15 protein-coding genes are annotated in these 12,603 nt (G+C 46.2%); 11 read left to right on the forward strand and 4 right to left on the reverse strand.

The window, feature by feature from the left end; genetic code table 11:
- Positions 1–3 precede the first annotated feature (3 nt).
- Positions 4–138: a hypothetical protein gene (locus M1E03_RS04410; protein ID WP_261379714.1), complete on the forward strand. Its 135-nt coding sequence runs from the start codon at positions 4–6 to the stop codon at positions 136–138.
- Positions 139–348: 210 nt separating this feature from the next.
- On the opposite strand, the gene M1E03_RS04415 is transcribed toward M1E03_RS04410, so the two are convergent.
- On the reverse strand, positions 349–933 hold the full coding sequence (locus M1E03_RS04415) for a TetR/AcrR family transcriptional regulator (protein ID WP_020452853.1): 585 nt from the start codon (positions 931–933) through the stop codon (positions 349–351).
- Positions 934–1,021: 88 nt separating this feature from the next.
- Between M1E03_RS04415 and M1E03_RS04420 the strand changes: the two genes are divergently transcribed.
- The 8 genes from M1E03_RS04420 (at position 1,022) to M1E03_RS04455 (ending at position 7,803) form a co-directional block, all read left to right on the forward strand.
- Positions 1,022–1,555 (forward strand): membrane protein, encoded by a 534-nt coding sequence (locus M1E03_RS04420; RefSeq protein ID WP_041817309.1) that lies wholly within the window; start codon positions 1,022–1,024, stop codon positions 1,553–1,555.
- A 130-nt stretch (positions 1,556–1,685) separates the two neighbouring features.
- Positions 1,686–2,537 (forward strand): DUF72 domain-containing protein, encoded by an 852-nt coding sequence (locus tag M1E03_RS04425; protein ID WP_020452851.1) that lies wholly within the window; start codon positions 1,686–1,688, stop codon positions 2,535–2,537.
- Positions 2,538–2,554: 17 nt separating this feature from the next.
- Entirely contained in the window at positions 2,555–3,376 is an 822-nt protein-coding gene (locus tag M1E03_RS04430; protein WP_020452850.1) for a sulfite exporter TauE/SafE family protein, read from the forward strand.
- 19 nt (positions 3,377–3,395) lie between these two features.
- Positions 3,396–4,751, forward strand: a complete 1,356-nt coding sequence (locus M1E03_RS04435; RefSeq protein ID WP_146875217.1) for a bifunctional metallophosphatase/5'-nucleotidase — start codon at positions 3,396–3,398, stop codon at positions 4,749–4,751.
- 79 nt (positions 4,752–4,830) lie between these two features.
- Positions 4,831–5,136, forward strand: coding sequence for a YunC family protein (locus tag M1E03_RS04440; RefSeq protein WP_023856194.1), 306 nt, complete (start codon positions 4,831–4,833; stop codon positions 5,134–5,136).
- Positions 5,137–5,203: 67 nt separating this feature from the next.
- Entirely contained in the window at positions 5,204–5,980 is a 777-nt protein-coding gene (gene yunB, locus M1E03_RS04445) for a sporulation protein YunB (protein ID WP_035337643.1), read from the forward strand.
- A gap of 183 nt (positions 5,981–6,163) precedes the next feature.
- Positions 6,164–7,693: a sodium-dependent transporter gene (locus M1E03_RS04450; protein ID WP_458110696.1), complete on the forward strand. Its 1,530-nt coding sequence runs from the start codon at positions 6,164–6,166 to the stop codon at positions 7,691–7,693.
- Positions 7,690–7,803 (forward strand): methionine/alanine import family NSS transporter small subunit, encoded by a 114-nt coding sequence (locus tag M1E03_RS04455; RefSeq protein ID WP_075213876.1) that lies wholly within the window; start codon positions 7,690–7,692, stop codon positions 7,801–7,803. The genes M1E03_RS04450 and M1E03_RS04455 overlap by 4 nt, the downstream gene beginning before the upstream one ends.
- Positions 7,804–7,847: 44 nt before the next feature.
- Here the strand turns inward: M1E03_RS04455 and M1E03_RS04460 are convergent, their stop codons facing one another.
- Together M1E03_RS04460 and M1E03_RS04465 are read right to left on the reverse strand one after the other, a co-directional pair.
- Complete coding sequence (locus M1E03_RS04460) at positions 7,848–9,278, reverse strand: IS1182 family transposase (RefSeq protein WP_020451077.1); 1,431 nt, start codon at positions 9,276–9,278, stop codon at positions 7,848–7,850.
- A 124-nt stretch (positions 9,279–9,402) separates the two neighbouring features.
- Positions 9,403–10,383, reverse strand: coding sequence for a M23 family metallopeptidase (locus M1E03_RS04465; RefSeq protein WP_023856191.1), 981 nt, complete (start codon positions 10,381–10,383; stop codon positions 9,403–9,405).
- Positions 10,384–10,635: 252 nt separating this feature from the next.
- On the opposite strand from M1E03_RS04465, the gene lipA reads away from it, so the two are divergent.
- On the forward strand, positions 10,636–11,532 hold the full coding sequence (gene lipA / locus M1E03_RS04470; RefSeq protein WP_023856190.1) for a lipoyl synthase: 897 nt from the start codon (positions 10,636–10,638) through the stop codon (positions 11,530–11,532).
- Between the two features lie 57 nt (positions 11,533–11,589).
- Here the strand turns inward: lipA and M1E03_RS04475 are convergent, their stop codons facing one another.
- A complete protein-coding gene (locus M1E03_RS04475) occupies positions 11,590–12,207 on the reverse strand; it encodes a YhcN/YlaJ family sporulation lipoprotein (protein WP_020452845.1) in 618 nt (205 codons plus the stop codon).
- 103 nt (positions 12,208–12,310) lie between these two features.
- Between M1E03_RS04475 and M1E03_RS04480 the strand changes: the two genes are divergently transcribed.
- Positions 12,311–12,586, forward strand: a complete 276-nt coding sequence (locus M1E03_RS04480) for a YutD family protein (protein ID WP_003184977.1) — start codon at positions 12,311–12,313, stop codon at positions 12,584–12,586.
- Positions 12,587–12,603 lie beyond the last annotated feature (17 nt).

Raw genomic sequence — 12,603 nt, forward strand, 5'->3', positions numbered from 1 at the left:
CTCATGAAAACGTTTGACTTGCTTTTGAAAGGCGCTTCCGTCGTGTGCCCGGAAGGCGTAAGGAAAACTGATATCGGCGTCGGCGGGCTGATTGCTGAGCCGGGCGTGCTTGACGGCAGTGCGTCAATACATTTTTAAGGCAGACGAAAGAGAAGCAAAAGCGGTTCACTGAAGCGCAAAAAGCAGCCTGTGATCAGGCTGTTTTTTGTGGGATGACCAGAAAAAAACAATTTTGCGACATCCGTGAGAATCTAAAACAAGAGAATTAATCAAAAAAAGCAGGCTGAGAGGCCTGCTTTTCCGTGGTTTTGTGTAAGTCTCTTTTGGTGCAATCCGATCGATCTGTGCCTATTCCAACGATCTTAAATAACCGGCCAATACAGAATCGATCATTTCAGCCGTCAGCCTTTCAGGGGCCATGATCAAATGAAGCGCCAGCCCGTCGACAAGGGCGTACAGGTGCTCGGTTTCCTTTAGAACATCGATCCCCGGTTTGGCACCGGTATTCACCAGCATTTCAACAGCCGATTTACAGGCTGAATAAATGCCTTCATTCATCTCCTTTCTTAACGGTTTGAGCTCCGGATCGCTGAGCGATTTGGCCGTAAATGCATACCATGCCTCCATTTCCAGTTTTCGCTCCTCATCAAGAGGCATAAGCTGAAAAAGAAGCTGTTTGACGTTCTCAGCCGGTGTACCGTTAAATGTCATGCTCTCAATCCGCGTTTTGACCCGGTTTGCCACAAGCCTCATTGAATAAATGAAAAGCTCAGACTGTTGGGGAAAATAATGGCGCATCGATCCGGCCGAAAGTCCGGCTTCTTTAGCGACATTTCTGACGGTGCAATGTTCAAGTCCATCTCTGTGAATCACATTCCACACCGCTTCGGCAATTTTTTCTTTTTGTTTTTCGTGATCAACTATTTTTGGCATACACACATTATAACACGGGTGTATTATTTAATACATATGTGTTATAATTTTTTAGTACAAATGTGTTAAAAAGAGAGGCGGATAAAAGGTGATTGGTTTATTGATTATAGCTTGTGAGATCGGTTTTTGGATTTTTATTCTGCTTGGCCTTATTTTTCGCTATATGGCAGGCTGGAAAAAGGCTGGTTTGATCATGTTTGCATGCACACCGGTTTTGGATTTGCTGCTTTTGGCTGCAACGGCGCTTGATCTGTACAATGGGGCGCAAGCGGATGTTTTGCACGGCCTCGCCGCCGTTTATATCGGCGTCAGCATTGCGTTCGGAAGCCGCATGATCAAATGGGCGGATGAAAGGTTCGCCTATCGCTTTGCCGGCGGTCCGAAGCCTGACAAAGGCCCGCAGTACGGCAAGGAACACGCCAAAAAAGAGCGCAAAGGCTGGTTGCGGCATTTTATCGCATGGCTGATCGGGGCGGCGCTGCTGGCCGGGATGCATCTGTTCATCGGCGACCCGGAAAGAACGGAACCGTTAATCCACATCGCTTCTTTATGGTCGATCATCCTTGCCATCGATTTTCTGTACAGTTTCAGCTTTACCCTTTTTCCGAAGAAAGCCCGTTAAAAGAAGCCGGACATCCGGCTTCTTTTTCATGTTCAAGTATTCCGCCGCTGAAAAAGGAAATGCTACAAGCAGACCTGGATCAAGTTTTCGAAAAAAACCTGTGATAAACTAAAGGAAGAGGTGAACTGCATTGATTTATATTGGATTAACAGGATGGGGGGATCATGACAGCCTGTATCCGCCCAAAACAAGCAGTCAAAACAAGCTGATCCACTATTCGGCGCATTTTCCGATCGTCGAGCTTGATGCGAGCTTTTACGCGATTCAGCCCGAGCGGAACAATGAAAAATGGGTGAAGGAGACGCCGGAAACCTTTCAGTTTATCATTAAGGCATATCAGGGAATGACGGGGCATCAGCGCGGGGAAATCCCCTTTGAAACGAAAGACGACATGTTTGCTGCTTTTAAGCTTTCGTTAACGCCATACATAAAAGCGGGCAAGCTGGCGATGGTCCTCTTTCAGTTTCCGCCATGGTTTGATTGCAAAAAAGAAAACGTCAATTATTTAAGATGGGTAAAAGAGAAAATGGGAGATATACCGTGTGCGCTTGAATTCAGGCATCGGTCATGGTTTATGCCCCAGTTTTACGACAAAACGCTCGCTTTTATGGAGGAACAGCAATGGATTCACAGCATTTGCGATGAACCCCAGGCGGGCGAAGGCAGCATACCGACGGTTCTTCATGCGACTGACAGCAGGAAAACGCTCGTCCGTTTTCACGGCCGCAACAAGGAAGGCTGGTTAAGGCCGTCCTCCGGGCAAAATTGGCGTGAGGTCAGATATTTATATTTATATAATGAACAAGAATTAAAAGACTGGAAGAAAAACCTTGAGCTGCTTGAACAGCAGTCGAAAAACGTTTACGTGCTGTTTAATAACAATTCAGGCGGTGATGCGGCTCAAAACGGAAAGCAAATGAAGGAGCTGCTTGATATTGAATACAAAGGGCTTACGCCAAGGCAGCTCGATTTATTCAGCTAGAAAAGAGGACTTATTTTATGGAATATCTTATTTTGATCATACTCGGATTTATCGCGGGAACCATCGGCAGTCTTGTCGGGCTCGGCGGAGGGATCGTCATCGTTCCCTCGCTCCTTTTTCTGGCGGGGCTGCCGACGCTCTTTGACCATGTGACACCGCAAATGGCGGTCGGCACGTCGCTGGTTGTCATCATATTCACAGGGCTTTCTTCAACGATTGCGTATATGAAGTATAAAACCGTAGATTATAAAAGCGGTCTTATTTTTTTCATCGGCTCGGGGCCGGGCAGCATCGCAGGTGCCCATATATCGACATATTTCAGCTCAGACTCGTTTTCTCTATGGTTCGGGATTTTTATGATTCTCATTTCCCTTTCCTTAATGATAAAGAAAAGGGTGAAACCTGCCGAGAAAAAGCATACGGGCGTTATCAGAACGTTCACAGGGGATGAAGGACAGGAATATACGTATTCATATCATCCTTTAGCCGGAATCGCGATCGCCTTTGTCGTCGGCTTCCTCGGCGGGCTTTTCGGCATCGGGGGCGGCTCGCTGATGGTGCCGGCGATGATTCTTCTGTTTTTATTTCCGACAAGGGTCGCCGTTGCGACATCGATGTTTATTATTTTCCTTTCATCTGTCGCGGGCTCTGCCGGCCATGTCATCGCGGGCCATGTCAACTGGCTTTATGCGCTCGCATTGATCCCGGGCGCCTGGTTTGGCGGACAGCTCGGCGCCTACATTAATAAAAAGATGCAAACAAAGACGATCGTATTGATCATGAGGTTCGTATTGATCATCATCGGAATCAGATTAATCTATCAAGGCGTGTTTAGTTAAACGTTAGGGAGAGATTTGCATGACGGAAAAGCTCCATATTTACCATACGAACGATTTGCACAGCCATTTTGAAAACTGGCCGAAAATCGTCGATTATATTCAGACACAAAGACAAAAACATGAAGAGCAGGGGGAAGAAGTGCTTTTGTTCGACCTCGGCGATCATGTCGACAGATTCCATCCGATATCTGAGGCCACCTTCGGAAAAGCGAATGTGGAGCTGTTGAACCGTCTGCAGTATGATGCTGCAACGATCGGAAATAATGAAGGAATTACACTGCCGCATCAGGAGCTGGATACACTTTATGACAACGCACAGTTTCCTGTCGTTGTTTCCAATTTGTTTGACGAAAAAGGGAAGAGGCCCGGCTGGGCAGCACCGTATGTGCTCAAAAAGGTGAAGAGCGGTGCAACTCTTGCCATTCTCGGTGTGACAGTCCCGTATTATCCGATCTACCGGCAGCTTGGCTGGACGGTTGCAGACGCATTTGAAAGCATCGGCGAGATGCTCAGTGAAATCAAAGAAAAAGCCGATACTGTCATTCTTCTTTCACACCTCGGCATTTTGGATGATCAGCGCGTCGCGGAGGCTTTTCCCGAAATCGACCTGATTCTCGGCTCCCACACCCATCACCTGCTTGAAGAAGGGATGATGAAAGACGGCGTTATGCTGGCCTGCGCTGAAAAATACGGGAACTATGTCGGTCATGTTGAACTGACGTATAACGGAACGCTTGAGAACATCACAGCAACCGTTATGAAGACGGCAGAATGGAACGAAGAATCAGAGGAGACGATTCGTTTTCTGAAGGAAAAAGAGAAAGAAGCCGGACATCTGCTTGAAGAAGAAATTGCGACATTGGACAACATCCTTGAAACCGCCTGGTTCCGGAGAAGCGCCCTTCCGCAAATGCTGGCAGACGCCTTAAAGGAATGGTGTGAGGCGGAAATCGGAATGGTCAACTCAGGCATTGTACTGGAGTCTCTATCACAAGGCCCGGTGACGAAAGCGGATGTTCACCGCATCTGTCCGCATCCGATTAATCCGGTCAAACTGAAGCTGACGGGACGTGAGCTGAAAGAGGTCATCTTCCATGCATCATCGGAAGAAACCGAGAAACTGCGAATTAAAGGGCTCGGTTTTCGCGGCGAAGTGATGGGGAAAATGTTGTATGCCGGCCTTGACCCGGAAAAGCTCTCTGTCAACGGAACGGACATTGAAGATGATGCGTTCTACACGATCGCCACGATTGATATGTTTACACTCGGAACGCTGTTTCCGGCGATCCGCGATGCGGAAGATATCGAGTACTTTATGCCTGAATTCCTGCGCGATCTGCTCGCCTGGAAGCTTAAAAAAGCAAACCGGTTCTAATACAGATGCTCTAAGATTCGGGGCAAACCGGAACATGTCTCCCGCTTTATCATACATTAATGGTAAAGGAGGGATTGCGATGGTAAATTTAACTCCAATTATGATAGAAGATCAGCCGTTTACGGCTGTAACGGTCAAACTGCCGAAAACGAACTTTATGGCGGTAACCAATGACCATGGATATATTATGTGCGGAGCGCTTGACGTCGCCCTGCTGAATGATAAATTAAAAGAACGGAAAATCGTCGCCGCCAGAGCCGTCGGCGTGCGGACGATCGATCAGCTTCTCGAAGCGCCGCTCGAATCTGTAACCGATGCGGCCAGAGAGCTCGGCATCCATCCCGGAATGAGCGGAAAAGAAGCCCTTTTAAAAATGGTGAAATAAAGTTGTCTGATTGAATCGTATATCCCCTCTTACAAGCATACACTTGTGATGTAAGGGGGGATTTTGCTTGCGAAGATTTCGCGGCCCTCTGTCAAAAAGAGGACCTTTGCCTTTTCGATATGTCATGCTGCTTTCGTTTGTATTTTTTATTTTTTCAACGGCCGTCAGCCTGTTGATCATCAACTCATCCATCAAACCGACGCTTCTGAACATCGCTGAAATGGAAACGAACCGGATTGCGACGCACGTCATCCAGGAAGCTGTCGAGGATTATATGAACCAAGATGAAAATGTGCAAAACATGGTCGAAATGAAGACAAATGAAAACGGGAAAGTAACAACGATCAATTTCAATTCCCATGTTGTTCGCGATATGCAGACCAAGATTACGAAACGGCTGCATGAAAATTTGAAAGTAACGGAAACAGAAGAATTTAATTCTTCTGCGAAAACGCCGGAAGACAAGAGTGATGGCGTGATTTATCAAATTCCTCTCGGCCAGACAACGGGAAATTCCCTGCTTGGAAACCTCGGGCCGAAAATACCGGTGCGCTTTAATGTTGTAGGAGATGTTTTTACAGATTTCAAAAAAAGTGTGGAACCGTACGGAATTAATAATGCATTAATTAATATTGGGATTCTTGTCGAAGTCAAGGTCCGTGTCGTCATACCGTTTGCGACAAAAACGGCGGTTGTCAAAAATACGATTCCGGCAACGATTCAAGCCGTGCACGGCGAAGTACCCGACTTCTACAGCGGCAACGGCAGCCAGACGGCGCCATCGATTCAAATCCCTTCAAAGGATGAAAAAACAGAACAAAAAAAGGAACAAAATAAGCAATGATTTCCAGGCGTTCTGCACACATCAGGCAGAATGCTTTTTTTTGCGTCCTGGAAAAAGAATGTGTCTATTTTCTTAAAAAAATACTTTGACTTAGGCAAAAAGACTGTATATACTATTCAATAATAATAATTATTAGAAAATTCATTGTTTTCAGATGTTTCAATAAGGTAAAGGAGGAAGCTTATGGATAGTCGTCCGCAATGGGGAACAAGAGCGGGTTTTATTTTAGCAGCTGTCGGTTCTGCGATCGGTTTGGGGAATATATGGAGGTTCCCGGCTGTAGCTTATGAAAACGGAGGAGGCGCGTTCTTTCTGCCATATTTGTTCGCGCTTTTGACAGCAGGAATCCCTCTTCTCATCATGGAATTTACAATCGGCCATAAATACAGGGGCTCAGCCCCGCTATCCTATGCCCGGATGGGGAAAGGAAAGGAGTGGATCGGCTGGTGGCAGGTCGCCATCTCATTTGTCATCTCGACGTATTATGCCGTGATCGTGGCATGGGCCATTTCTTACACTGTCTTTTCTTTCAATTTAGGCTGGGGTAAAGATACAGAAAATTTTCTAATGACTGAATATTTAAACAGAGTTGATATTGGAGGAGGAGCCATCGGGCAATTCGGAGGCTTCGTGCCGGGCGTCCTGATTCCGCTCGCGATTGTCTGGATTGTTTCCTTAGGCATTTTATTTGCCGGAGTCAAAAAAGGAATCGAAATTGCGAACCGCATTTTCATTCCGCTGCTTGTGGTCTTATTTTTAATCATCGTCATTTATTCGATTACACTTGACGGGGCTGCTCAAGGGCTGAATGCGTTTTTCACGCCTGATTGGAGCCAGATAACAAACGGAAAAGTTTGGGTGGCGGCATACGGCCAAATTTTCTTCAGTCTGTCGATCGCGTTTGCCATCATGATTACGTATTCCAGCTATTTGCCGAAAAAATCCGATGTTACAAACAATGCGTTCATCACCGGCTTCGGGAATTCGTCGTTCGAGCTGATGGCCGGGATCGGGGTATTCAGTGCGCTGGGCTTTATGGCCGCGCAGCAGGGCGTTCCAGTTAAAGAGGTCGTCTCTTCCGGAATCGGTTTGGCGTTCGTCGTCTTTCCGCAAATCATCAATGAGTTTCCGGCGTTTAATGTGCTTTTCGGGTTTTTATTCTTTGGTTCGCTAGTTTTGGCAGGTCTGTCGTCTCTCATTTCGATCTCTGAAACATATGTTGCCGCGATTCAGGATAAGTTCAACGTTCCGCGGCGGAAAGCCGTCCTGTTCGGCGGAGGGGCTGCTGCATTGTGTTCGCTCGTATTTGCGACAAAAGGCGGACTGTTCTTTCTCGATGCAGCCGATTACTTTATCAACAATTTCGGAGTGGCGCTTGCCGGATTGATCGAAGTCGTTGCGATTGCATGGTTTGCGAAAGAGCTGAAAGCTTTGCAGGCTCACGCCAATTCGGTTTCCGACATTCAGCTCGGCGCCTGGTGGAGAATCTGCCTGAGCGTCGTCACACCGATTGTTCTGGGGTATATGATGTTTGATAATATCAAGACGAATATCACAACAGCCTACGGTGATCTGCCGGTAGAGTTTCTCCTGAAATGGGGATGGTGCGTCGCTGTTGGAGCGATCGCAGCCGGGTTTATTCTTTCACTTTCAAAATGGAAGAACGAACTGAAATATACGCCATTTCAACATGACAAGGAGGTTTCCTCATGAACGGCGCATCTATAACAATGATGGTTATCGGCATCGTCATTATTTGGGGAGGCTTGGCCGCAAGCATCATCAATGCGGTTGTGAAAAGCAAGAAAAGCCAAGCCGGTTAATCTCTGAAAAGAAGACATCCCTATTCTTCTGAAATAGGGATGTCTCAGACTGTTGACAAAATAGGTCGGATTTTTATAATCCGACCTATTTTTGTCCAATTTATTCTGTTTTTTCGATGAGAATGCTGGCGAATTGGACTTTTCCAAGTCCAATTCGCCAGCTTTTTGAGATTCATGGCAGTGAAAACAAGCATCGCCTGCATGGACAATTTTTTCTTACCCCGTAGGGTTGTCCAGCGCAGGCCATGCTTGTGTTTTAAATCCGCAAAAACCCGTTCGATCGTTTCTTTGCGTTTGGCGTAGATTCGCCTATTCTCATCCGTGTAGCGAAGATGGTCGGCTTCATCCAAATGATCCTGCCAGAGATGCCTGTGAATCATCTTTCGATGATTTCGACTTTCCGTACATTGCTTCAAAAAAGAACAGTGTTCACATCGGTTTGGATCTGATGCATAAATCCGATAGCCTTCACGGTTGGTTGTGCGATATGTCAGAACATGATCGTCAGGGCAAATATAAGCATCGTAATATTCATCGTATACATATTCATGTTTTCTCATGAACCCTTTTTTAGTTTGTGGTCGGGTGTAGGGCATGACGGGATGGACATTTTGATCACTTAGAAATTTTGCGATAAACGGCGTTTTATATCCGGCATCAACTGCGACCGTATGAGGCTTGGCGACGTGCTCTTTCACCTGTTGAAACAGGGTCGTGAACACTTGGCTGTCATGAATATTGGCAGGCTCAACAACCGTCCCCAGCACAAATCCATTCCGGTCACAAGCTGTATGAAAACCATAAGCAAAAAGACGTTCCCGTTCACCTTTTACAAAATAACCGCTCTCAGGATCTGTCGTACTTTCTTTTATTTCCCGTTCTTCTGAGCATTGCCTGGGCTTTAAGGGCTTTTTGCCGTTGGCTTCGCGATCGGCATTAATTTCTCGATCTAATTGTTCCTGATAAGCTCTTGTTTCTTTTCTCACAATCTTCTTCACAAACTTTTTCTTATTCGCATTGGCTTTGACATGGGTTCCATCGATAAAGGCGACCGACGGGTCGACAAGACCGAGATCCATGGCCTGACGCAAGATTTTATAGAAGATTGTTTCAAATAGGTCCGTATCATGAAAACGGCGCTCATAGTTTTTACTGAAGGTTGAAAAATGAGGGATTTTTTCAGAAAATCCATATCCAATAAACCAGCGATAAGCGACATCGGTTTCGATCCGTTTAATGGTTTCGCGCATCGAGCGGTGGCCAAACACGTACTGAATCAGAACCATTTTGATCAATACAACGGGATCAATGCTTGGGCGCCCTTTTGAAGAATAAAGGGGAGCAACTTTTTCATAAATAAAAGAAAAGTCCATAGCTTCTTCTATTTTCCTGACCAGATGGTCTTCCGGGACAAGTTCACTTAAGGCAAAGACTTCAAGCTGTTCGCGCTGATCTTTAGAGTGCTTAGACAACATGGAAAAACCTCCAAAAACTAGATTTCACTCACATTTTAACAAAAAAAGCTTGTCGATCAAGCCACTTTTTGTGGCTTTGTCGACAAGCTGAGACATCCCTATTCTTCTGAAATAGGGATGTCTTTTATTTTTTCTTTCGAAGCTCTTTCCGTTCCCATGCCCTTAAATGAGGATAAGGGTCAAAAGACCATTCGGTTCTTCCGTTGTCTTTATACATGCCGTAGTGAAGATGGGGCGGGAATTTTCCCGATGTCCCCGGCGGCCCGTATCCCGTTGCTCCGACCGAGCCGATCACTTGGCCGGGTTCGACGATTTCTCCCACTTTCAAGCCTTTTGTGAATCCGTTCAAATGAGCGAAATAATGGTACGTATTGTTGATGTCTCTGATTCCGATCCGCCAACCGCCGAAACGGTTCCAGCCTTTCATTTCAACAATACCGTAGCATGTCGACCGGACGGGGAGGCCATAATGGGCGAACAAATCCGTCCCTTCGTGAATCCGCCTGCCCCCGAATCCGCGGGCATCTCCCCATGTGCTTCTATAGCTGTAATCTGATCTTACGGGAAGAGGAAAGGCGTGCTTGCTCAAATCAATGTGGCCGTATTTTTGAAAAAGCCTGATAAAGCCTGATATGATGCCGACCGTCTGATCCCTTTCGTAAAACTCCCACAGGCCGATGCGGATATTTTCTATGTCTCTTCCGTATGTCAACAAGTATTGTCCAAACGTATAAAGGACGTCTTCATCCTGATCCGGTTCCGCCAGTCCGTCTCCGTTTCCGTCCATTCCAATTCCGTCAAAAACCTTGATGCTGAGCGGCGATGTATCTTTCGGGTTGGGGTTTTCAGGTCCGCTCCACACGCTTTGCGGAATATATATCCCGGTGTGCCCTTTTTGCTTCGGCAAGTCCTTGCGGTTTTTGCGGATGTTGATTTCGTATTGGTCGACAGCCGCGAAAACATACCAAGGAATATGGGTTGCAGCTTCTGTTTTATGATAAAGGGCCATTCTCTTTTGCAGATCGGGCTCTTTTTTCTCCTTTGCAAGAGCGCACGGCTGCGATATGAGCAAAAGGAGGATGAGAACGGATAATACAGCTTTCACAGTGTCCTTAGCTCCTTTCAGTTTGAATACGGTTAGTTTGTGACATCTGCGGAAATCGATAATAAGAAAATGTTAGAAATTCCATCTTGACTAATCAAGCTCTTGTTCACAAATCTGTACTATGTTAAAGTGACTAAAGATGAAGATTTAGCAATTTTAATTTAAGCGGTTCCAAAGCAGAGGGACACATCCGGCGCTATGTCACAAATTTCGTATTGAACATGACTACAATCCACAATGGAGATGATGGAATTGGCAAAGAAAGACGAGCACCTAAGAAAGCCCGAATGGCTTAAGATCAAGCTGAACACAAATGAAAACTATACGGGCTTAAAAAAATTAATGCGGGAAAACAACCTCCATACGGTCTGTGAAGAGGCGAAATGCCCGAACATCCACGAATGCTGGGCCGTCAGACGTACCGCAACCTTTATGATTCTCGGATCAGTCTGTACGAGAGCCTGCCGCTTCTGTGCGGTGAAGACGGGGCTGCCGACAGAACTTGACTTGAATGAGCCGGAAAGAGTCGCGGATTCTGTGAGCATCATGAATCTGAAACACGCGGTCATTACAGCCGTTGCCCGTGACGATTTAAAAGACGGAGGAGCAGGGGTATTCGCTGAAACCGTACGCGCCGTCCGGAGAAAAAGCCCGTTTACAACAATCGAAGTTCTCCCGTCTGACATGGGCGGAGACTATCATAATTTGAAAACGCTGATGGATACGCGTCCGGATATTTTAAACCATAATATTGAGACGGTCCGCCGCCTGACGCCGAGAGTCCGTGCGAGAGCTACATACGAAAGATCATTGGAATTTTTGCGCCGCGCCAAAGAGATGCAGCCGGACATCCCGACGAAATCCAGCATCATGATCGGCCTCGGCGAAACAAAAGAAGAAATCATCGAAACAATGGACGACCTTCTTGCGAACAACGTCGACATCATGGCAATCGGCCAGTATCTACAGCCGTCCAAAAAACATATTAAAGTACAGAAATATTACCATCCTGACGAGTTTGCCGAACTGAAAGAAATCGCCATGGAAAAAGGCTTCAGCCACTGTGAAGCAGGGCCGCTCGTCCGCTCTTCATACCATGCCGATGAACAGGTGAATGAAGCGTCTAAAAAACGCCAGGCACAGGCATAACATTGGATGAAAAAACGCCAGCCGTTTGCGCTGGCGTTTTTCTTATTTATTTTCAGGTCAGGATTCGGTCGCTTTTCCTTTTCCGTCAAGGCCGTTTTCATCTGTACCTGTCGTTGTTTTGCCTTGCGGCGATTTTTGCATTTCCTTAATCGTATCGGCCATCAGCTGATCAACGTTTCTTGAATTGGCTCCAAGCCGGCTGAAGTTGGCGACGGATTGCATCATATCCGGATCATCGGAAATATAGATGTGGTAATACCTCGGAATGACGGATGCCGCCGTCTTTTTAACTTGGTCAGCCGTCTGTTCGCGCTGCCCGGAGTCCGTTTTGTACACGACAAGCGCTTCTTCGTCTGTCACAAGTGCTGAGGCATCTTGAATATTGGGAAGCTGAACCGTTAAACTAGATATAATATGCGCCATTTCTTCCCGATCAATTTGAGGCGCCTGCATTTCTTCCTTGTTTGCGACTGGAGTTGCCTGATGGCGCGCATATCCGAATCTGCCTTTCCGGTTGTCATTTCTGAACTTTTCATGATATTGAGGGTTCTTGTCTGCAACGTGAACGGTATTTCCGTCTTCGTCATATATATTGTGTTCGGTATCATTTAAGGCTGTCTGGCATCCTGCTAAAGGCACCGCCAGCAGCCCTGCTAAAAGAATTTTTTTATTCATTCTGCTTTTCCTCCTCTTTTATAGCTTTTCCAACGGGGAGGATTTATTCTTAGCAATTGATGGCGGCACGGGTTTGAATTATCATATAAAAGAGGTGAAAAGAATGATTGTCGTTCAGAACGCTGCATTTGAAGTCGTCAAAGATGTGAAAAACGGTTTTAACGAAGAAGCGTTTAAAGCCAGATACTCCGACATTTTAAATAAATATGACTACATCGTCGGGGATTGGGGATACAGCCAGCTGAGGCTGAAAGGCTTTTTTGACGATCAAAATCAAAAGGCCACATTTGATACGAAGATCAGCACGCTTGATGAATATATTTACGAGTACTGTAATTTCGGATGTGCCTACTTTGTTTTAAAACGTCTGCGAAAATAAGCGATCATAAAAGGGGA

This window comes from Bacillus sp. PK6-013, assembly GCF_054161445.1.

Bases quoted from the DNA above. Each gene is read 5' to 3' on its own strand.
- M1E03_RS04410 (WP_261379714.1), top strand. From the start codon at position 4: ATGAAAACGTTTGACTTGCTTTTGAAAGGCGCTTCCGTCGTGTGCCCG.
- M1E03_RS04415 (WP_020452853.1), bottom strand. From the start codon at position 933: ATGCCAAAAATAGTTGATCACGAAAAACAAAAAGAAAAAATTGCCGAA.
- M1E03_RS04430 (WP_020452850.1), top strand. From the start codon at position 2,555: ATGGAATATCTTATTTTGATCATACTCGGATTTATCGCGGGAACCATC.
- M1E03_RS04435 (WP_146875217.1), top strand. From the start codon at position 3,396: ATGACGGAAAAGCTCCATATTTACCATACGAACGATTTGCACAGCCAT.
- M1E03_RS04440 (WP_023856194.1), top strand. From the start codon at position 4,831: ATGGTAAATTTAACTCCAATTATGATAGAAGATCAGCCGTTTACGGCT.
- M1E03_RS04450 (WP_458110696.1), top strand. From the start codon at position 6,164: ATGGATAGTCGTCCGCAATGGGGAACAAGAGCGGGTTTTATTTTAGCA.
- M1E03_RS04455 (WP_075213876.1), top strand. From the start codon at position 7,690: ATGAACGGCGCATCTATAACAATGATGGTTATCGGCATCGTCATTATT.
- M1E03_RS04460 (WP_020451077.1), bottom strand. From the start codon at position 9,278: ATGTTGTCTAAGCACTCTAAAGATCAGCGCGAACAGCTTGAAGTCTTT.
- M1E03_RS04475 (WP_020452845.1), bottom strand. From the start codon at position 12,207: ATGAATAAAAAAATTCTTTTAGCAGGGCTGCTGGCGGTGCCTTTAGCA.
- M1E03_RS04480 (WP_003184977.1), top strand. From the start codon at position 12,311: ATGATTGTCGTTCAGAACGCTGCATTTGAAGTCGTCAAAGATGTGAAA.